Origin of the sequence: Streptomyces sp. NBC_00984, from assembly GCF_045162475.1 — a bacterium.
GTDB lineage: Bacteria > Actinomycetota > Actinomycetes > Streptomycetales > Streptomycetaceae > Streptomyces.
This window is the reverse complement of sequence record NZ_CP108734.1, coordinates 8,180,749-8,199,932: the sequence shown is the minus strand read 5'-3', so window position 1 is coordinate 8,199,932 and position 19,184 is coordinate 8,180,749. Positions and strand designations below refer to the sequence as shown.

18 protein-coding genes and 1 pseudogene are annotated in these 19,184 nt (G+C 71.8%); 10 read left to right on the top strand and 9 right to left on the bottom strand.

The window, feature by feature from the left end; all coding sequences use genetic code 11:
• The first annotated feature begins 7 nt into the window (after window positions 1–7).
• From OG520_RS36435 to OG520_RS36425, 3 genes are all read left to right on the top strand, one after another.
• The gene (locus OG520_RS36435) at window positions 8–619 is read left to right on the top strand and encodes a TetR/AcrR family transcriptional regulator (protein WP_406015956.1); all 612 of its coding nucleotides are present in this window, start codon (window positions 8–10) and stop codon (window positions 617–619) included.
• 74 nt (window positions 620–693) lie between these two features.
• Window positions 694–2,397, top strand: coding sequence for an acyl-CoA dehydrogenase family protein (locus OG520_RS36430; RefSeq protein ID WP_406015955.1), 1,704 nt, complete (start codon window positions 694–696; stop codon window positions 2,395–2,397).
• 117 nt (window positions 2,398–2,514) lie between these two features.
• A complete protein-coding gene (locus OG520_RS36425) occupies window positions 2,515–3,366 on the top strand; it encodes an SCO6745 family protein (RefSeq protein WP_406015954.1) in 852 nt (283 codons plus the stop codon).
• Between the two features lie 220 nt (window positions 3,367–3,586).
• Here the strand turns inward: OG520_RS36425 and OG520_RS36420 are convergent, their stop codons facing one another.
• From OG520_RS36420 to OG520_RS36390, 7 genes and pseudogenes are all read right to left on the bottom strand, one after another.
• Window positions 3,587–4,249 carry an SRPBCC family protein gene (locus OG520_RS36420; protein ID WP_406015953.1) on the bottom strand — a complete coding sequence of 221 codons (663 nt, stop codon included), beginning with the start codon at window positions 4,247–4,249 and terminating at the stop codon, window positions 3,587–3,589.
• 62 nt (window positions 4,250–4,311) lie between these two features.
• A complete protein-coding gene (locus OG520_RS36415; protein WP_406015952.1) occupies window positions 4,312–5,424 on the bottom strand; it encodes an XdhC family protein in 1,113 nt (370 codons plus the stop codon).
• Window positions 5,417–6,178 carry a VWA domain-containing protein gene (locus OG520_RS36410; RefSeq protein ID WP_406015951.1) on the bottom strand — a complete coding sequence of 254 codons (762 nt, stop codon included), beginning with the start codon at window positions 6,176–6,178 and terminating at the stop codon, window positions 5,417–5,419. Before OG520_RS36410 ends, OG520_RS36415 begins: the two co-directional genes overlap by 8 nt.
• Window positions 6,175–6,318 (bottom strand): hypothetical protein, encoded by a 144-nt coding sequence (locus OG520_RS36405; protein WP_406015950.1) that lies wholly within the window; start codon window positions 6,316–6,318, stop codon window positions 6,175–6,177. Before OG520_RS36405 ends, OG520_RS36410 begins: the two co-directional genes overlap by 4 nt.
• A gap of 92 nt (window positions 6,319–6,410) precedes the next feature.
• Window positions 6,411–6,938, bottom strand: a pseudogene (locus OG520_RS36400) (xanthine dehydrogenase family protein molybdopterin-binding subunit); the annotation flags it as partial.
• Window positions 6,935–7,495: a (2Fe-2S)-binding protein gene (locus OG520_RS36395; protein WP_406015949.1), complete on the bottom strand. Its 561-nt coding sequence runs from the start codon at window positions 7,493–7,495 to the stop codon at window positions 6,935–6,937. The gene OG520_RS36395 and the pseudogene OG520_RS36400, both read right to left, overlap by 4 nt.
• Before the next feature lie 15 nt (window positions 7,496–7,510).
• Entirely contained in the window at window positions 7,511–7,810 is a 300-nt protein-coding gene (locus OG520_RS36390) for a DUF1876 domain-containing protein (RefSeq protein ID WP_399333693.1), read from the bottom strand.
• Window positions 7,811–8,065: 255 nt separating this feature from the next.
• Between OG520_RS36390 and OG520_RS36385 the strand changes: the two genes are divergently transcribed.
• From OG520_RS36385 to OG520_RS36375, 3 genes are all read left to right on the top strand, one after another.
• Window positions 8,066–8,896 carry a PP2C family protein-serine/threonine phosphatase gene (locus OG520_RS36385; RefSeq protein WP_399333691.1) on the top strand — a complete coding sequence of 277 codons (831 nt, stop codon included), beginning with the start codon at window positions 8,066–8,068 and terminating at the stop codon, window positions 8,894–8,896.
• 66 nt (window positions 8,897–8,962) lie between these two features.
• On the top strand, window positions 8,963–9,955 hold the full coding sequence (locus OG520_RS36380; RefSeq protein ID WP_406015948.1) for an MASE1 domain-containing protein: 993 nt from the start codon (window positions 8,963–8,965) through the stop codon (window positions 9,953–9,955).
• A gap of 419 nt (window positions 9,956–10,374) precedes the next feature.
• Window positions 10,375–11,928, top strand: coding sequence for an exopolysaccharide biosynthesis polyprenyl glycosylphosphotransferase (locus OG520_RS36375; RefSeq protein WP_406016647.1), 1,554 nt, complete (start codon window positions 10,375–10,377; stop codon window positions 11,926–11,928).
• 81 nt (window positions 11,929–12,009) lie between these two features.
• On the opposite strand, the gene OG520_RS36370 is transcribed toward OG520_RS36375, so the two are convergent.
• Complete coding sequence (locus tag OG520_RS36370) at window positions 12,010–12,993, bottom strand: GDP-L-fucose synthase family protein (protein WP_406015947.1); 984 nt, start codon at window positions 12,991–12,993, stop codon at window positions 12,010–12,012.
• 128 nt (window positions 12,994–13,121) lie between these two features.
• Between OG520_RS36370 and gmd the strand changes: the two genes are divergently transcribed.
• From gmd to OG520_RS36350, 4 genes are all read left to right on the top strand, one after another.
• Complete coding sequence (gene gmd / locus OG520_RS36365; protein ID WP_266423691.1) at window positions 13,122–14,135, top strand: GDP-mannose 4,6-dehydratase; 1,014 nt, start codon at window positions 13,122–13,124, stop codon at window positions 14,133–14,135.
• A 101-nt stretch (window positions 14,136–14,236) separates the two neighbouring features.
• Window positions 14,237–16,495: a LamG-like jellyroll fold domain-containing protein gene (locus OG520_RS36360; RefSeq protein ID WP_406015946.1), complete on the top strand. Its 2,259-nt coding sequence runs from the start codon at window positions 14,237–14,239 to the stop codon at window positions 16,493–16,495.
• A complete protein-coding gene (locus tag OG520_RS36355) occupies window positions 16,492–17,187 on the top strand; it encodes a hypothetical protein (protein WP_406015945.1) in 696 nt (231 codons plus the stop codon). Before OG520_RS36360 ends, OG520_RS36355 begins: the two co-directional genes overlap by 4 nt.
• Window positions 17,184–18,011: a glycosyltransferase family 2 protein gene (locus OG520_RS36350; protein WP_406015944.1), complete on the top strand. Its 828-nt coding sequence runs from the start codon at window positions 17,184–17,186 to the stop codon at window positions 18,009–18,011. Before OG520_RS36355 ends, OG520_RS36350 begins: the two co-directional genes overlap by 4 nt.
• Here OG520_RS36350 and OG520_RS36345 read toward each other — a convergent pair.
• The gene (locus OG520_RS36345; RefSeq protein ID WP_406015943.1) at window positions 17,983–19,173 is read right to left on the bottom strand and encodes a glycosyltransferase; all 1,191 of its coding nucleotides are present in this window, start codon (window positions 19,171–19,173) and stop codon (window positions 17,983–17,985) included. The genes OG520_RS36350 and OG520_RS36345 overlap by 29 nt on opposite strands.
• Window positions 19,174–19,184: the final 11 nt, after the last annotated feature.

The following is a 19,184-nucleotide window of genomic DNA, read 5'->3' as shown; positions in this document are numbered from 1 at the left end:
TCAGATCATGGCCTACCGAGCCACCGCCCGTACGGAAGCGACCCGGATCGCCCACCGTGAACGGCTGCTCGACGCGGCACGGCAGCTGCTCGCCGAGGGCGGGTACCCGGCGGCCAGCATCTCCGCGCTCGCCCGGCGGGCCGGCGTCGCCACCGGCAGCGTGTACAACCACTTCGCCTCCAAGCAGGAGCTGCTCGCCGCGGTCTTCCGGCATGTCGCGGGCCATGAGCTCAGCGCGGTGCGGGAGGCGGTGCAGGCGCACAGCGGCGTCACCGAGCAGCTGCGCGCGCTGGTCGAGGTCTTCTCGTACCGCGCGCTGCGCAGTCCCCGTACGGCCTGGGCGCTGCTGGCCGAACCGGTCGATCCGCTCGTCGAGGAGGAGCGGCTCACCTACCGGCGCGGCTACCACGTCCTCGCCGAGACGGTCATCGTCGCCGGTATCTCCGCAGGTGAACTGCCCCCGCAGAACGCCCAGTTGTCGGCCGCCGCCGTGATCGGGGCGGTCGGCGAGGCACTGCTCGGACCGCTCTCCCCGGTCGGCGCGCGGACCGACCCGGAACCGGTCGTGGAGAGCATCACCGCGCTGTGCCTCAGAGCGGTCGGCGCCGAAGGCGCCTGAACACGAACCGCCCGCCCCGCCGCTTCCCCGCCGCCCCGACCGCCGACCGCCGACCCAGGACAGGACCACCCGCCATGACCGTCACCCAGCACCGGACCGGCCTGCCGCCCGCAGCCCCCGCGCCGCACCCCACCCACGAGGTCACCAACCAGGCACCGCCCCGGAAGGACCTCGACGAGTACGGCACCAACCTGCCGCTCGCCGAGGCCGTCCGTACCTTCGACGCGGCCTGGCACGAACCGGAGCTGCACGAGATCGGCACCCTGGTCGGCGCCGAGCGCTTCCAGACCTCCGCGGAGCTCGCCCACAACTCGCCGCCCGTCCTGCGCACCCACGACCGGTACGGCAACCGCGTCGACGAGATCGACTTCCACCCCGCGTACCACGAGATCATCGGCGGGGCCGTGTACCACGGCACGCACACCGCGGGCTGGGCCGACCCGAAGCCCGGAGCGGCGGTGGCACGGGCGGCGTCGTTCATGCTGTTCGCCCAGATCGAGCCCGGCCACGCCTGCCCGATGTCCATGTCGCATGCCGTGGTCCCGGTCCTGCAGCACGATCCGGAGGTGGGCCGGGACTGGCTGCCGGGCCTGCTCAGCCGCGCGTACGACCCCCGGTTGATCGCCCCGGGCGAGAAGTCCGGGCTCACCTTCGGCATGGGGATGACGGAGAAGCAGGGCGGCTCCGACGTGCGCGCCAACACCACGCGGGCCGTCCCGCTGGGTTCCGACCCCGACGGCCGGGCCCATCTGCTGACCGGCCACAAGTGGTTCTTCTCCGCCCCGCAGTCGGACGCCTTCCTGGTGCTGGCTCAGGCCGAGGCCGGACTCACCTGCTTCCTCGTGCCGCGGGTACTGGCCGACGGCACCCGCAACACCGTCCGTATCCAGCGACTGAAGAACAAGCTCGGCAACAAGTCGAACGCCTCCTCCGAGGTGGAGTTCGACGGCACCTGGGCGGTACGGGTCGGCGAGCCCGGCCGCGGTGTCCCGACCATCATCGAGATGGTCAACCACACCCGGCTCGACTGTGTGCTCGGTACCACCGCGGGCATGCGCCAGTCGGTGTCGGAGGCGATCTGGCACGCCCGGCACCGCAGCGCCTTCGGTGCCCGGCTGGCCGACCAGCCTGCGATGACGGCGGTCCTCGCCGACCTGGCGCTGGAGACGGAGGCCGCGACCTGGACCTCGCTGCGCCTGGCCCACGCGTACGAGAGCGGCAGCGGCGAGTCCGAGGAGATGTTCCGCCGGCTGGCCACCGCGGTGTCCAAGTACTGGATCTGCAAGCGCGGCCCGCACCACGCCTACGAGGCGCTGGAGTGCCTGGGCGGCAACGGCTACACCGAGGACTGGCCGCTGGCCCGGCGCTACCGCGAGCAGCCGGTGATGGCGGTGTGGGAGGGGTCCGGCAACGTCATCGCCCTCGATGTGCTGCGGGGCATCGGAAGAACACCGCAGTCGCTGGACGCCTTCTGGGTCGAGCTGGAGACCACGGCCGGTGCCAGTTCCGTACTGGACGCACACGTCCGCCGGGTCCGCCAGGAGCTCGCCGAGGACCTGCGCGACCCGCTGGCGGCGCAGACCCGCGCCCGAGCGTCGGTCGAGGGCATGGCACTGGCCCTGCAGGCCTCGCTGATGCTCCGTCACGCTCCCTCGGCGTCGGCCGAGGCGTTCGTGGCCGCCCGGCTCGGCGAGGCCCGTGGCCACCAGTACGGCATCCTGCCGCGCGGCACCGATGCCGCGGCGATCGTGGAGCGGCACTTCGGCACCGGCGGCTGAGCCGTCACCACCTCCGCTCCCCCGTTGCCTGTGCCGGGCGGGCTCGGGCCGTGCGGCGGCTCCCGCCCGCCCGTCGTCGCCGGGCGTGGCCGGCCCGTCGCGCGTTAGGTTGGCTCCATGGAGTCGAGACCCCGCACCCTGTGGCTGCGCACCGAGCCCCTCCACGCAGTGATCTACTTCGACGAGGAGTGCCGGGGCATCGGGAAGTCCGTCGGCCTCAAGGGCTTCTGGATGGGGTACTTCGCCACCCGTACGGCCCCCATGGGGCGGATCCGCCCCGAGGCCGCCACCGCCGCGCTGGGCGTCTTCGCACCCGGCATGGTGGCCCGTGCGCTGCCCGACGCGTGGCGGGTCGTCACCCCCGAGAAGCTCATCGATCTGCGCGCCCGGCTCGCCGCCCGTGCGCTGCGGCGCCTGGTCCCCGGAGTCGACTCCCTCGCCGGCCGGCTCGTTCCGCCGCTCGCCGCGATGGTGGCGGCCGCCTCGCCGCTCGCCCGACCGCTGTTCGCCGCGAACCGCCCGCTGTGCGACCGCACCGATCCGGTGGAGAGCCTGTGGCAACTCACCACCACGCTGCGGGAGTTCCGGGGCGATGCGCACATCGCCGCGCTCGCCGACCACGGTCTCGACGCGCCCGAGGCGCTCGTTCTCGCCGCCGCCACGGACCGTGTCCCGCGCGAGGGCATCCGGCTCGACCGCGGCTGGAGCGAGGCGGAGTGGGCGGACGCCGAGGAACGGCTTCGCTCCCGCGGCCTGATCGACGCGGAGTCGGATGCCACGCCACGCGGCCACCGGGAACGGGAGCTCGTCGAGGACACCACCGACCGGCTGGCCGCCCGGCTGCTGTGCCCCCTCGCCGAGAGCGCGGCGGACGAACTGCTCGCCGCCCTGGAGCTGCCGACCCGGCAGGTGCTGGGGGCGAAGCTGCTGCCGTTCCCCAACCCGATCGGCCTGCCCCGGCCGGTCTAGGCCCTGTCGTCAATCTGCCGTCTGTCGTGCGGCGTCCGGCACGCACGCACGCGGCGTTGCCGAAATGGCCTAGAAGCCGGTCGCAGGGTCCGGGCGGGACCGGCACAACAGGATCACCGAGCACACCGCCGCGAAGGCGCACCAGGGCATGGTGTCCCCCGCGGGCCCGGCAGCACGGAATCGGTAACTTCCGCACGCAACGCTACGGCTCCGGCGGCGGTCACCCGGTGTGACACATGCGGCACGCACCGCCGCAGCGGCAGCAGCAGCGCCGGGCGAGCAGCACGGCCAGCACGGCGAGTGCGGCCACGGCCACCGCCCCCGCGGCGCGCCCGGCCACCGGTCCGTCCACCGTGCGCAGCAGATCGATCGGTTCGGCCCCGCCCGTCGGTGAGGTGTCCGCCGCGTCGTCGGCGGACTGTGCCGATGCGGACGGTTGCGCGGCCGAGAGCCGTTGCGCGAGGCAGTCGGCGAACCGGCCGACGAGTCCGTCGCTCACATCGCTCATGACCCCGCGGCCGAACTGGGCCGGCCGTCCGGTGACGGTGAGGTCGGTGGTCACCGAGACGGCCGTCCCGCCGTCGTGGCCGGTCAGTGCGGCGGTCACCGTCGCGCTCGCCGTGCCCTGGCCGCGTACTTCGCCGCCCCGGGCGGACAGGACCATGCGATGGGCCGCGTCGTCCTTCTCCAGGAAGGTCGCCGTGCCCCGGTACGTCACGGTGATCGGTCCCACCCGCACCTTCACGGAGCCCTTGACGGTGTCACCGTCGAACTCCTCCACGGTCGCGCCCGGCATGCACTGCGAGACGTGTTCGATGTCGAGCAGTGCCCGCCAGGCCTCGTCGACCGGAACCGGCACGGTGAATGAGTTCTGCAGCTGCATGGTCCGCTCCTCTCACGAATCACAGCGGTCACGAAGACCGCGGGGTCATGGGGCCGGCGCGGTCACCCGGATCCGAGCCGCGGGCGGTGGATCGCCCCGGCCGTCTCCGTGAGCGGGCTGCCCGTGCCGCCCCAGCGCAGGGCCACGATCTCCGCGGCGATGGAGACGGCCACCTCCTCGGGGGTGCGTGCCCCGAGGTCAAGGCCGATGGGGGATCGCAGCCGCGCCAGTTCCGCTTCGCCGAGCCCCGTCTCGCGCAGCTGGGCCATGCGGTCCTCGTGGGTCCGGCGGCTGCCCATCACACCGATGTACGCGGCCGGGGTGCGCAACGCCACCTCCAGCAGCGGGACGTCGAACTTGGGGTCGTGGGTGAGTACGCACATCACGGTCCGCCCGTCGGTCTCCGTGTCGCGCAGATACCGGTGCGGCCAGTCGACGACGACCTCCGTGCCGTCGGGGAAGCGGCGGGGGTCGGCGAAGGCGGGGCGGGCGTCGCAGACGGTGACCCGGTATCCGAGGAACGCGCCGATCCCGGCCACCGCCGCCGCGAAGTCGATCGCGCCGAAGACCAGCATCCGGGGCGGCGGGGCGAACGACTGGAGGAACACGGCGACGTCGTCCTCGCGCCGTTCGCCGTTCGGGCCGTAGTGCCGCAGTCCCGTTGCCCCTCGGGCGAGTTCCCCGCGTGCGTCGGCGGTCACCGCGGCGTCGAGGCCGCTCGCGCCCAGGGACCCCGAGACGGTGTCCGGCCGGACCACGAGGGCGGCGCCGCGCGGGGCGGGTCCGTCGGTCACGGTGGCGACCACCACCGGGCGGTGCCCGGCGACCGATGCGGCGACCTCGCCGAAGGCGGGGTCGCTCGCCGGCGTCACCGCGCGTACCAGGAGGGTGATCTCGCCACCGCAGGTGAGTCCGACGGCGAAGGCGTCCTCGTCGCTGTATCCGAAGGTCTCCAGCCGGGCCCGGCCGGTCTCCACGGCTTCCTTGGCCAGTTCGAAGACCGCGCCCTCGACGCAGCCGCCGGAGACGCTGCCCACGACCTCGTCGTCGGGGCCCACGGCCATCGCCGCGCCGGGGCCGCGCGGCGCGCTGCGGCTGACCGCGACGACGGTGGCGAGCCCGAACGGCTCCCCGGCGGCGTACCAGCGGCCGAGCACCGGCAGGATCTCACGCATCCGAAGCCACCCCCCGCACCGCCGAGGCCAGATGTTCCATGGCCGCCGGACTGTGCCCTTCGACGAACGCGTCCACGTGCGGCAGCGCCGCCGCCGTGCCCACCGCGAGCGGTGCGTAACCGGTTTGCGCCTTGCGGGGGTTGGGCCAGACCACGCGATGCGCCAGCCGGTGCAGCCGGCACATCTGGGCGGCGAGCAGAGCGGGGTCCGCGCGCTCCCAGCCGTCGGAGAGGACGACCACCACCGCTCCCCGAGCGCAGGAGCGCTGCCCCCAGCGGTCGAGGAACGCCTCGAACTCGTCGTCCGCCCGGTCGACTTCGTCGACGAGCAGGACGGATGGCTGGGTCCCCACCGCCTGGCGCAAGGGGCGCGCGATGAGGAAGCGTCTGCTGTACAGCTCGCTCTCCAGCCGGTCGGCCTCGGTGATCCCGGTGGCTTCGGCGGCCAGGAGATGGAGCAGCCGGCGCGGGAAGTCCCAGTCGTACAGGGCCTGGGAGGCGTCGATGCCCTCGTAGCACTGGAGGCGGATCAGAGGTGCGCCGAGAACGTCCGCGAGGGCCGGGGCGAGGGCCGTCCTGCCCACGCCCGCGTCGCCCTCGCAGAGGAGCGGCCGGTGCAGCCGGAGCGCCAGGAAGCAGGCGATGGCGAGCCCTTCGTCGACGAGGCAGCCCGTTCGCTCCAGGCGGGCGCGCAGCTCCGCCGGTCCGCCCTGCGGCCCGCCCGTTCCGTTCGCCCCGGCCGCCGGTCCGGTCACCTGTCACTCCGTCCCGGCCGCGTCCAGTCGACCAGATGCCCGGCGTTGATCGGTTCCATTCCGTCGGGCAGGTCGTGGGACGAGAACGTCGCGAAGGCCACGTCCTGGATGGTCTTCGTCGCCTCCGGTGATCCCTTCACCGAGAAGGTTCCGGCGGAGAAGTCCAGGTCCGCCTCGTTCGCCTCCAGCAGGTGCGCGGCGACTCTCCGGGGCCTTCTGCGCCGCGTAGTCCCCCCGTGGCCAGCGGCCAGGTGTAGCAGCGGTTGGTGCCCTTGTCCGCGTGGACGAGCGGGGCGTCGTCGGCCAGCGCGTCCTCCAGGCCGAGCACGGGCGGCAGGGGCGCGTAGTCGACCTCCACGGCCTCCAGCGCGTCCGCGGCGGCGTACCGGCCGCGGGCGACGACCAGGGCGACGGGTTCTCCGGCGTACCGCACCTCGTCGACGGCGACGGCGGGGTGGTCGGGCATGACGATGTCCTCGGTCACCGGCCATACGCACGGCACGGGGCCGAGTTCGCCGGCCAGGTCACGGCCGGTGAGGGCGGCGATCACGCCCGGCCGTTCCAGCGCGCGCGACACGTCGACGCGGTCGATCCTGGCGTGGGCCATGGGGCTGCGCAGGATCGCCAGGTGCAGCAGGCCCGGCACGGTGATGTTGTCGGTCCAGGTGGTGCGGCCGGTGACGAGCCGGGCGTCCTCCTTGCGGGTCCGGGAGCGGCCGACCTCGGGGCGTGGCTTCCCGGTGGTGACCGGACCGGTCATGTCCGTGCCTCCTGCCGGACGGCGACCGGGGCCGCGGGTCGTTGCCCGTCCGGCCGGGCGGCTTCCGTGGGCCGGGGCGTGGGGGCCCGGCGGCGACGCCCCTCGGCGGCGGCGGCCAGGACGGCGCGCACGATGTTCTGGTAGCCGGTGCAGCGGCAGAGGTTGCCCTCCAGCCCGTGGCGGATCTCCTCGGGCGTGGGATCGGGGTTCTCCTTGAGCAGGTCGCGGGCCGCCATGAACATGCCGGGCGTGCAGTAGCCGCACTGCAACGCGTGCTGTGCGTGGAACGCGGTCTGCAGCGGTGTCCACTCGCCGCCGGAAGCGAGTCCCTGGACGGTCGTCGCCTCCCCGCCGTCGGCCTGTACGGCCAGCACGGAGCAGCTCTTGACGCTGTCGCCGTCGAGTTCGACGGTGCCTGCCCCGCAGTTGCTGGTGTCGCAGCCGACCGGGGTGCCGGTGAGGCCCAGGTGGTCCCTGAGGTAGTGGACCAGCAGCAGTCGGGGCTCGACCTCGTCCTCGTACCGTGTGCCGTCCACCGTCGTCGATATGCGGGTCATCTGCGCTCCCGGGGATCAGGCCGTGGTGTCGGACCATGCGTAGGGCGGGGCCACGGGGCCGCTCGCGGGTCCGGCGCCCACGGTCTCCAGTTCCTCGTCGGCGGCCTTCATCAGCTGTGCGGCGACGTCCTTCATGGCCCGGCTCGCCGCGAGTTCGTCGCCGATGACGGGTACGTCCACGTCCTGCGGGTTGCAACGGGCGACCCCGTGTCCGGTGAGCTGTGCGGAACCGGTGTCCAGCACCGCCTCCGCCCTGGTCGTCCCGTCGTCCTCGGTCAGACCGAGACGGAGCCTCCACTCCAGCGTGCGGGCCATCGCGCACCTCCTGCGACCGCGTCCGGTCGCGATGCGCCGCCTCGACGCGGTCCTGCCACCAGGATCCCCCCGCTTCGGCGGGTTCGCGCGTTCCGGCTCGTCCTGCGGAGATCACACCGCCGAAATAGGATGCGGGATGTCGAATTCCACCGAAGGCGGGCGACGGCCGGCCGTCGCACCGGGATCCGGTCCGTCGGCGCCGCCGCGGCAGTCCCTGTGTTGCGCCGCCCGGACGAACGCAGTGCGGAGCGGCCCATGAACCGGCGTCGTCCTCCCCGTTCGGCGAGCGCCGAGGAGTTGCTCACCACGCTGCAACAGCTCACTTCCCGGGCCCGCCGCGAGGTGGAGCTCCATCAGGCGCGGGTGGAACTGGCCGAGGTGCTCCAGCGCGAGATGCTCCCCGCGGCGCTGCCCGCCCGTCCCGGCCTCCAGACCGCCGCCCGGTACACACCGGCCCGCAGCGGGCTGGACATCGGCGGCGACTGGTACGACGGATTCGTACTGCCGGACGGTGCGCTGGCCTTCGCCATCGGGGACGTACAGGGCCACGACGTCGAGGCCGCCGCGTTCATGGGCCAGATCCGCATCGCCATGCGGGCGATCGCCGCCACCGCCACGGACCCCGGCGAGGTCGTGGGCCGGACCAACGACCTGCTGGTCTCGGTGGGCTCCGGCCTCTTCGCGACCTGTACGTTCGTCCGCCTCGACCCGCACACCCGGGAACTGCACAGTGCCCGCGCCGGGCATGTTGCCGCGGTGTGGGCCACGGCCGACGGCCGTTCCGGCGTGACCAGTGACGAGGGCGGGCTGCCCCTGGGGATCCAGGCGGGCGAGCGGTATCCGGTCACCCGGCGGCAGCTGACGGCTCCGGGCGCGTTCGTCCTGGTCACGGACGGAGTGGTCGAGGGTCCTTCGTTCCCGATCGACCGGGGTCTGGACGCGGTGACGCGGCTGGTGCTCGCACAGGTCGGCGCCGACGCCGGCGAGCTGGCCGACGCGGTGCTGCGGGCGGCGGAGCAGACCGGGCACCAGGACGACGCCGCCGTCCTCGTGGTACGCCACGGGGCCGCCCCCGGCCGACCCTGATCCGCCGGACAGGCCGTAGGCGTGTCAAACAGCCGCCACCCGTCCGGGCGGTGTCTGATGAGATGCGTGATCCGCAGCGAGAGAACCATACGTACGGCCGTGGCCGTACTGCGTGTCCTGGCCGTCGCCGCTGCCTACTACGCGGCCGGAGGGCTCGGCCTCGTCCGGGAGGTGTCCGTCCACGGCGCGGTCGTCACACCGCTCTGGCCGCCGACGGGCATCGCGCTGGGCGCCCTGCTCTACCTGGGCCTGGGCGCCTGGCCCGGTATCGCGCTGGGCTCCCTGCTCGTCGTCGCCACGCTCAGCGGCTCGGTCACGCCCTCCACCTTCGCCGTCGTGGCGGGCAACACCGTGGCGCCCGTCTGCTCGTATCTCATACTCCGCAGAGCCGGTTTCCGCAGGGAGCTGGACCGGCTGCGCGACGGGGTCATGCTGGTCTTCCTCGGCGCGCTGGCCGGGATGGTCATCAGCGCGACCGTGGGCACGGGCATGCTGCTGTTGGACGGCAAACTGCCCCTGAGCGGGTTCTGGCCGGTCTGGGCGGCATGGTGGTCGGGGGACGCGATGGGGGTGCTCGTGGTCACCCCGCTGCTGCTCGTGCTGCGCAGGCTGCGGATGCCGCGGACCACCGACCGGTGGATCGAGGCGAGCGCGCTGCTGATCGTCTCCGTCGCGGTCTCGCTGGTGGCGACCCGCAGCTCATTGGCGATGCTCTACCTGGTGTTCCCCCTGGTCGTCTGGGCCGCCCTGCGATTCCGGCTGGCGGGGAGCGCGCCCTGCGCCCTCCTGGTGTCGGTCCTGGCAGCCATCGCGGGAACGCAGGGGGTGGGTCCGTTCGAGGGCCACACCATCCTTCATGTGATGGTCAACCTCACCGTGCTCAACGGCTGCGTGGCCCTGATCGCGCTGCTGCTCGCGGCGCTCGTGACCGAGCAGAGCAATATCCGGCACAGGATCGAACGCGCCTGCGAGGAACTGGCCGAAGTGGTGGATCATCTGGCGCCGGGAAGGGCGGCCGCATGGCCGCCCCGGCCCGAGGATGAACTCGACGGCGGCTGAGCACCACGCGCCCCTCTGTCACCGCCGCGGGCGCACTCCCGCGTCGGCACAACACACCGAAACGATTCGGCCAACGGCCGTCACCAACTGCCCACTTGCTCGTTTGTTGGCCGGGGAAGGTCTCCCGACAGCATGTCATCGCGGACGAACCTGGTGGACAGGCCGAGCAGTTGCCGGCGCACATGTCCGCACACAACCCGATTCAGGTGCATTTCAAATGCCAACAATTGGCCGCAGACCCAGAGATCCGGCGCGGAACGGGACGAGATCCAAGTCAGTGTGCATGTCTGAACTTCACGAGAACTCCAGCGAAATGGCACGTGTGTGGATATCGTGCACCGAGCGAGGGCGCATCCGTCAGTCCATGAGATCGGCGGATGCGCCCCGTTTGTGACGATGCAACTGTGACTGGGGGGTTCATGGGGCATGTCGAGCTACCCGATTCGGACAGATCAGCACCGGTGGGACTGGCGGGAGCGCCGCGTCCGCGGTCTGTTGCGGATCGGCCTCGCAGCAACGAACTCGACGCATTGTGGAGGGCGCCGAGCACACAGCGCGAACGTTCCGGGCCGGCCGTCGCGAGGAGAAGGACGGCCCGGTGCATACCGGTCGTCGTCGGCGCCGAGCTCCTCGGTCTCGGGGTTCCGGCATGGCTCGTCCTGCGCGTCGGCGAGCAGTCGCGGCCCGCGGTGGCCGCGTCCGTGGCCGTGGCCGCACTGGCGTGGTCCGGCCTGCGGGCCATGCGCGGCCGGTACGCGGACCGGCCCCCGGGCGGATCGCCGGGGGTACTGGGCACGACCGGGGACTGGCTGCTCCTCATAGGTGTGCTCGCCGTGCTGAGCACCATCACCGGCGGATCGGCCGATCCCGCGGAGGCGGTCGTGGCACTGCTGCCCGGCCTGCCGGCGGGCATCGCGGCGCAGGCACTGCGGCGGCTGCCGTGGCCGGGGCGCCGACTGCGGGCCGTCCGGCGGGTGCTGGTGGTCGGCGAGGCGCCGGGGGTGGACCGCGCCGTCCGGACGCTCGCGTCCCGTGCGGACCATCCGTACGCGGTCGTGGCCGCGGTCCCGGTGGGGACCGCACCGCTGGAGTGCGGGGTTCCGGTGCCGGGCCGGCTCGCACCGGCTCCGGCCGACGACGACGTGTCGACCGTGCTGGGCGGGGCCTTCGCCCAGGAGGCGGACCTGGCGCTGGTGGTTCCCGGGCCCCGGCTCTCCGAGGAGCGGCTGTGCCGGCTCACCCGGGGGCTGCACGACGGCGGGCTCTCGCTGTCCGTGCTGCCGGGGCTCTCGGGCATAGCGGCCGACCGGGTGCGGCCCACCGCGGCGGCCGGGCTCACCCTGCTGCACATCGCACCACCCCTGCGCCGGGGGCCGCAGCCCGCCCTGAAGGCGGTCGTGGACCGCGTCGGCGCCGCCCTCGGCCTGCTGGTCCTGGCACCCCTGCTGATCCTGATCGGCGCGGCGGTACGGCTCGGCTCCGCCGGGCCGGTGTTCCACCGCCAGATCCGCCACGGGCAGCACAACCGGCCATTCACGATGTGGAAGTTCCGCACCATGGTGGCCGACGCGGAGAGCCACAAGCAGCGGCTCGTCGCCGCGAACGAGATCGACGGCCCGATGTTCAAGATGCGCCGCGATCCCCGGGTGACCGGAATCGGCCGTCTGCTGCGCCGGTCCTCGCTCGACGAGCTCCCGCAACTGCTCAATGTGCTCCGCGGCGACATGTCACTGGTCGGTCCACGCCCTCCGCTGCCGGAGGAGGTGTCCCGCTACGACGAGCGCGAGCTACGGCGGCTCACGGTGAAACCGGGACTGACCGGCCTGTGGCAGGTCAGCGGCCGCTCGGACCTGTCCTGGCAGGAGACGGTCTCGCTCGACCTGTGGTACGTCGACAACTGGTCGGTCGCCACGGACGTGGGACTCATGGCCCGTACGCTGCGCGCCGTCACCGACGGCCGCGGGGCGTACTGAGAGCGGCGGCCGTCGATGGGAGGAGCGCGAACGCTCCGGCTGTGCGCGGCCGGCCCGTACCGGTCGGCCCGCCGGGCCCGCTCAGACCTGCGCGGTCTGCCGCTCCAGCCACCACGCGTAGGTCCGGGCGATCCCGTCACGCAGCGCGATCCGCGGCACGAAGCCGAGAGCGGTGAGCCGGGAGACGTCGAGCAGTTTGCGCGGGGTGCCGTCGGGCTTCGTCGTGTCCCATTCGACGGTTCCCTGAAACTCCGTCACATGCTGGACCTTGGCGGCCAGTTCACGGATCGTCAGATCACTCCCGCAGCCGATGTTGACCGGCTCGTCACCGTCGTATCGCTCCAGCAGCAAAAGGCACGCGGCGGCGAGATCGTCGACGTGCAGGAATTCCCGGCGGGGGCTCCCGGAACCCCAGAGCGTGACCGTGGACGAGCCGTCCCGGCGCGCCTCGTGGAAGCGGCGGATCAGCGCGGGCAGTACGTGCGAGGTCTCCGGGTCGAAGTTGTCCCCCGGGCCGTAGAGGTTGGTGGGCATGGCGCTGATGTACGAGGCGCCGTACTGCCGGCGGTAGGACCGGATCTGCACGATTCCGGCGATCTTGGCCAGCGCGTACGCCTCGTTGGTCGGCTCCAACGGGCCGGTGAGCAGGGCGCTTTCGGGGATCGGCTGCGGGGCGAGCCTGGGGTAGATGCAGGACGAGCCGAGGAAGAGCAACCGCTCGACCCCGGCCGCGTGCGCCCCGGCGACGACGCTCAGCTGGATGCGCAGATTGTCTTCGAGGAACTGCACCGGATACGTGTGGTTGGCCATGATCCCGCCGACCTTGGCGGCGGCCAGCACCACGGCGTCCGGACGGACCTCACGGAGAAACGCCTCGGTCCGCGCGGCGTCGCGCAGATCGAGATGGCCTCGATCACGGGTGATCACCTCGTGCCCCTCGGCGGCGAGGAGGCGCACCACCGCCGATCCGACCAGGCCGCGGTGGCCCGCGACGAAGATGCGCGCACCGGATCGCAGGAGGGGGCGGACGGATTCCTGGGAAGGGCCGGGGAGATCAGTCGTCATGGGCCGGATTCTGCCAGCACCCGCAGCCCGCGGTGATGTCTTGCCGCAGACAGCTCAATTCAGATATTCCGGCGGGAAGTATTCGGTGCGGAACAACGGCCACTCAGGTGACCAGGGAAGGGGGAGTCGTGGCGAAGACCGCGCTCATCACCGGCGTGACCGGACAGGACGGTTCGTACCTGTCCGAGCTGCTGCTCGACAAGGGGTACACGGTCCATGGACTGATACGCCGCTCGTCGAGCTTCAACACCGAGCGCATAGACCACATATACCAGGGGCCGGAGGAGGAGAACCGTTCGTTTCTGCTGCACCATGCCGACCTCGCCGACGGTGTCGCGCTGGTGAATCTGCTGCGCGACATCCGGCCGGACGAGGTCTACAACCTGGGCGCGCAGTCGCACGTCCGCGTCTCGTTCGACGCCCCGCTGTACACGGGTGACATCACCGGTCTCGGCACCATCCGGCTGCTGGAGGCGGTCCGCGCGAGCGGCATCGACACCCGTGTCTACCAGGCGTCGTCGTCCGAGATGTTCGGCGCCACCCCGCCGCCGCAGAACGAGCGGACCCCGTTCCATCCGCGGAGCCCGTACAGCGTCGCCAAGGTCTACTCGTACTGGTCCACCGTCAACTACCGCGAGGCCTACGGCATGTTCGCGGTCAACGGGATCCTCTTCAACCACGAGTCCCCGCGCCGCGGCGAGACCTTCGTGACCCGGAAGATCACTCGCGGGGTGGCCAGGATCAAGGCGGGCCTGCAGACCCATCTCCACCTGGGCAACCTCGATGCCGTACGCGACTGGGGGTACGCCCCCGAGTACGTCGACGCGATGTGGCGGATGCTCCAGTGCGATGACCCGGACGACTACGTGGTGGCCACCGGCGAGGGCGTCAGCGTCCGGCAGTTCCTGGAGTACGCCTTCGCCCACGCGGGCCTGGACTGGCGCGAACATGTCCGCCACGACGCCAAGTACGAACGCCCCAGCGAGGTCGACGCCTTGATCGGGGACGCCACCAAGGCCGAGGAACTGCTCGGCTGGAAACCGGTCGTGCGGTCGCGGGAGCTCGCCAGGATCATGGTCGAGGCGGACATCCGCCAGCTGTCCGACCAACTCGCCGGAGCGGCCGTGCGGGTGGACCGATGAGATCGCCCGGGACCGAATACGACAACCGGCTCCACCGCAACCCCGGTGGAGCCGGGCGCCGCGGCCTGCCGGCCGCAGCTCGTTCTCACCTTCGGAGCTGAATGATGAACGGAACCACGGGGCGCAGGCGCTCCGGCCGCGGCCGGCTACGTGCCACTGCCGCCGCGCTCTGCCTGCTCGCCGGAGCGCTGACCGCCGCCGCGTCCGGGGGCTCCCCGGCCACGGCCCTCACCCCGCCGGTCTCCCTGACCGCGGACGACCTCACCACCTGGCAGACCAACGGCATCGTCTGGTCGATGGCCGGTTCGGACGCCGGCGTCGTCTACACCGGTGGCACCTTCTCCACCGTCCGGCCGCCGGACGCGGCAGCCGGCACCTCGGAACGGCCGGCGGTGAACTTCGCCGCCTTCGACGCCGCGACCGGTGCGCCGACCGGCTGCAGCCTGTCGTTCACACTCTCGTCCGGCACGGCGACCGTGCGGGCCCTGGCACTCTCTCCCGACCAGAAGACCCTGTACGTCGGAGGGAATTTCGGTTCGGTGAGCGGCGTCGGGGTGAGCAATTTCGCCGCGATCGACACCGCCACCTGCACCCCTCGCCAGAACTTCAAGGTCGCCGTCTCCGCGACGGTACGGGCGCTCGCCGTCACCGCCGACACCGTGTACCTGGGCGGTGACTTCAACTCGGTGGCCGGACAGACCAGGAACAAGTTCGCCGCCGTCACCACGGGCGCCGCGCTGAAGCCGTGGAAGGCCAACACGGACGAGGTGGGCCGGGCCGTCGAGCTGACGCCCGACCGCAAGCACGTACTGATCGGCGGTGACTTCTTCAAGGTCAACGGCACCACGTCGCACGCCCTGGCGGTCGTGGACGCCACCACGGGGGCTGTGGCCAAGAGCTATCCGGCCGGGTTCATTCCCAACACCTCCACGGTGAAGGACCTGACCACGGACGCCACCGGCTTCTACACCGCCAACGAGGGCACCGGAGGGGGTGTCTTCGACGGCCGGATCGCACTGAACCTGAGCAACTTCGAGCAGCGCTGGCGGGACACCTGCCTCGGCGCCACCCAGGCCGTGCTCGTGCACAACGGCGTGCTGTACAGCGGCAGCCACGCCCATGACTGCGCCACCATGGGCGAATTCCCGAACCAGCCGCGCAAGCATCTGCTGGCCCAGTCCGTCGACGATCCGAAACTGCTCCCCTGGTTCCCGGACACCAACGACGGGATCGGAGAGCCGGTCGGGCCGCGGGTGATGACCCAGGCCGACAAGGGCGGTCACCACTATCTGTGGGTCGGCGGCGAGTTCACCACCGTCAACGGCGCCGCCCAGCAAGGCCTGACCCGGTTCGCCGACGGTCCCGACACCGGGGCTCCGTGGGTGCCGAATGTCAGCCTGTCCACGGTCGCCCCGGGCAAGGTGGAGGTCAACTGGCAGGCGAGCTTCGACACCGACGACGGTGAACTCACCTACCGGATCTACCGGGACGGTGCGAGCACCCCGGTGCACACCACTACGGGTCGCTCAATGTTCTGGGACCGGCCGCAGCTGAGGTGGACCGACACGGACGTGGCCGCGGGCGAGACCCACTCGTACCGGATCAGTGCGAGCGACGGCACCAACACCAGCGCCAAGTCGACCGCCGTCTCCGCGACGGTGGCATCCGCGGCCGAGAAGTATCCCGCCAAGGTCCTCGCGGACGGTGCTTCGCTCTACTGGCGGTACGACGACGCCTCGACCTTCACGGGAGACACCGGCGCCGGGCGGGACAACGGCTTCGCGCGCAACTCCCCCGCCCGGCGGGTGACCCCGGCCGCTGTCACCGGAGCCTCGACCGCGGTCGGCCTGAACGGTTCGAACCAGTACGTCCACAGCAACAAGCGCCATCCGCAGCCGGCCAAATTCTCGGTGGAGACCTGGATCAGGACGACGACCGCCAAGGGCGGGAAGATCATCGGCTTCGGCAGTCTGACCATGCAGAACAGCACGCAGTACGACAAGCACGTGTACATGCGCGACGACGGCCGGCTGGTCTTCGGCGTGAAGAGCGGCAGCGCCCGGACCATCACCACACCCGCCGCCTACAACAACGGCGCCTGGCACCACGTCGTCGCCACGCAGGGCTCCGGCGGCATGGCGCTGTACGTCGACGGGAAGCTCCGCGCCTCGACCGCCCTGTACAGCGGCAACGAGAAGTACGACGGCTACTGGCGAGTGGGCGGGGACAACCTGAACGGCTGGCCCAGCAGGCCGACGAGCGACTTCTTCGCCGGGCAGATCGACGAGACCGCCGTCTACCCGACCGCGCTGAGCAGCTCGCAGGTCAGTGCCCACTACGCGCTGAGGACAACTGGATGAGGCATTCGTTCCGGGCCGGCGCCGCCGTCGTCGCACTGACGGCGGCGCTGGCCGCCTGCGGCTCGTCCTCCGAAGGGGACAAGGGGGCGAGCGGCGCCGGGCCGCCGGCGGTACGGGCCCCGCTCACCGCCCCGTCGGCCGGGCCCGGCACCACCGCGTCCGGTGGTCCCTCGGCTCCGCGCACGAGCGAGCCGCCGAAGCTTCCCTCCGATGAACTCACTCCGGCCACTGGCTCGTTCACCAAGAAGCAGAAGGACTATCTGGTCGACCGGGTGCCCAGGGGCATGGACCCCGCGGCCGTGCTCCAGACCGGTCAGGAGACCTGCGACAGGCTGGGATTCCTGGTGAAGGCCGACCGGGACGTGGCGGTCGGCGCGATCGTGACCGGCGAGATCGCCGATGCGGAGCCCGCCGTCGAGCACCTCTGCACCCAGCACAGGGACCTGCTGCGGGAGGCCGCCCGGGGTTACGCGGACGGCACGCACACGGACGGTCGGCTCCGGCCGGGCCGCTACCACGACGTCTCCCCCACCGGGAGCTGCACCTGGCAGATCACCGGGGCGGACGGCAGGGCCCTGGTCTCCGGCTCCGCCCCCGCCGGGAAGCGGGCCGCGATCACCGTCCCCCGGGAGGCCCGCGCCTTCACCTCCACAGGCTGCTACGCCTGGCTGCCCGAAGGAGACCTCGGATGAGCAAGCTGCCGATAGCCGTGGTGATCCCCACGAAGAACGAGGGGCTCAACATCGCCGAGGCGGTGAAGTCGGTGCTCGGCCATTTCGAGGCGGTGGTCGTCGTCGACTCGCACAGCACCGACGACACGGCGAAGATCGCCGAGGACTGCGGGGCCGAGGTGATCACGTACACCTGGGACGGCGGTCATCCGCGCAAGAAACAGTGGTGTCTGGACCATGTCCGCACGGACCTGGACTGGATTCTGCTGCTCGACGGGGACGAGCGGATCGGTCCCGGTCTGCTGGCCGAACTGCGCCGGATCTTCGCCGACCCCGGCGCGCCGAAGCCCGCCGCGTACGACATTCCGCTCGGCTACTGGTTCTGCGGAAAGCGGCTGCGGCACGGCTACACCATCCGCAAGCGGTCGCTGACCGACCGCACCCGCTGCCGGTACCCGGAGGTGGGGGATCTCGACGCGCCGGGAATCGGCGAGGTCGAGGGCCACTACCAGCCGGTCGCCGCATCGGCCGGATCGCTCCGCAATCCGATCGAGCACCAGGATCTCGACCCGGTCACCGCCTGGTTCGAGCGGCACAACCGCTACTCGGACTGGGAGGCGTGGCTGGAGCACCACCCCGAGGTCAAGGAGCAGGTGCGCAGGGTGAAATCGCGCCAGGGGCAGCTGTTCCACAAGGCACCGTTCAAGCCCCTGGTGTCGTTCGCCTACATGTATGTGTACCGGCGGGGTTTCCTCGACGGGCGGGCGGGGTTCGACTTCGCGCTGGCGATGAGCTTCTACCGCTGGCAGATCGCGCTCAAGTCCCGTGAGGGAAGAACCGTTTGACCTGCCGGCCGCTCCGGCGGACCACGTCCTCGTAGGTCCGCCGGAGGGTCGCGGTCACGGCCCCGATGGTGAAGTCCTCATGGACCAGGCGCCAAGCCGCCCTGCCCGCCCGGGTGTTGGCCTCCGGTTCGAGGAGTTCCAGGACGGCGGCGGCGACCTTGAGTGCGTTCTTCCCGTCCTCGCCGACCCGGCTGTCGATCACCCGGCCCGCGCCCGCGCGCGCCACATCGGGGCCGAGTCCGCAGGTGCGGGTGATGACCACGGGGGTGCCGACCGACATCGCTTCGAGGACGGACACGCCCAGGGGCTCCTCGATCGACGGCAGTACGTACACGTCGGCGCGCCGTCCCACTGCCAGGACCTCTTCGTGCCCGAGCGGCCCCACATGGTCGAGCGATCCCATCACCCCGAGCCTGCGGGCGAGTTCGAGGGTCGCGGGCAGCGCGCCGGTGTCGGGACCGGCCAGCACGAAGCGGGCGTCCGGGTGCTCGGCCAGGACCGCCGGCATCGCGGCGACGAAGTCCTCCGGGCGCTTGCGCTCCTGGATCCGGGCCAAGAAGAGGACCGTCGGCGGCCGCCCCGGCTCCCGGGTGGGCTTGATCTCCTGCGGACGTACGCCGTTGACCAGCCGAACCGTGCGGGTCAGCGGTACCGGCGCGGCGACGGCGTTCACATCGAGGCGTTCCGTCTCGGTGAGGTGCAGTACGGCATCGGCCCCGCGCAGTACCTTGCGCACCCCCAGCAGATCGGTCAGCCGGGCGATCCGGTTCTCGGTGGGGTCCACCATGCCGTGCGTCTGGACGACCAGGGGTGTGCCGGAGGCCAGTGCGAGCAGCGCGGCGGGCAGTGTCACCAGGTCGCGCATCAGATGGACGTGGACGAGGTCGGCGCCGCGCATCATGCGGCGCGCGGTGTGCAGGAGCGCACCGGAGGTGATTCCGCTGACCTCGAACGCGGGGAGCAGATGGCGGGCCCGGAAGAGATGCGCCGGCACTCCCTCGACCTCGCGCGGGAGGGGCCCCTCGAAGCCGTCGCCCAGCGCCATGATCCTGGCGTCGTCACCGGCGGCCCGCTGGACCTTCGACAGGTTGAGCGCCACCCTTGTCGGGCCACCGAACGCATGGTCCGGGGTGTGCAGCGTGACCACGTGCAGGATCTTCACCAGGGTTCCCC

Excerpts from the sequence above, each read along its gene's own strand:
- OG520_RS36415 (WP_406015952.1), bottom strand. The coding sequence starts at position 5,424 with ATGCGTGAGATCCTGCCGGTGCTCGGCCGCTGGTACGCCGCCGGGGAG.
- OG520_RS36385 (WP_399333691.1), top strand. The coding sequence starts at position 8,066 with ATGAACCGGCGTCGTCCTCCCCGTTCGGCGAGCGCCGAGGAGTTGCTC.
- OG520_RS36390 (WP_399333693.1), bottom strand. The coding sequence starts at position 7,810 with ATGGCCCGCACGCTGGAGTGGAGGCTCCGTCTCGGTCTGACCGAGGAC.
- OG520_RS36425 (WP_406015954.1), top strand. The coding sequence starts at position 2,515 with ATGGAGTCGAGACCCCGCACCCTGTGGCTGCGCACCGAGCCCCTCCAC.
- OG520_RS36420 (WP_406015953.1), bottom strand. The coding sequence starts at position 4,249 with ATGCAGCTGCAGAACTCATTCACCGTGCCGGTTCCGGTCGACGAGGCC.
- OG520_RS36430 (WP_406015955.1), top strand. The coding sequence starts at position 694 with ATGACCGTCACCCAGCACCGGACCGGCCTGCCGCCCGCAGCCCCCGCG.
- OG520_RS36360 (WP_406015946.1), top strand. The coding sequence starts at position 14,237 with ATGATGAACGGAACCACGGGGCGCAGGCGCTCCGGCCGCGGCCGGCTA.
- OG520_RS36435 (WP_406015956.1), top strand. The coding sequence starts at position 8 with ATGGCCTACCGAGCCACCGCCCGTACGGAAGCGACCCGGATCGCCCAC.
- OG520_RS36370 (WP_406015947.1), bottom strand. The coding sequence starts at position 12,993 with ATGACGACTGATCTCCCCGGCCCTTCCCAGGAATCCGTCCGCCCCCTC.
- OG520_RS36395 (WP_406015949.1), bottom strand. The coding sequence starts at position 7,495 with ATGACCCGCATATCGACGACGGTGGACGGCACACGGTACGAGGACGAG.
- OG520_RS36375 (WP_406016647.1), top strand. The coding sequence starts at position 10,375 with ATGGGGCATGTCGAGCTACCCGATTCGGACAGATCAGCACCGGTGGGA.
- OG520_RS36355 (WP_406015945.1), top strand. The coding sequence starts at position 16,492 with ATGAGGCATTCGTTCCGGGCCGGCGCCGCCGTCGTCGCACTGACGGCG.
- OG520_RS36350 (WP_406015944.1), top strand. The coding sequence starts at position 17,184 with ATGAGCAAGCTGCCGATAGCCGTGGTGATCCCCACGAAGAACGAGGGG.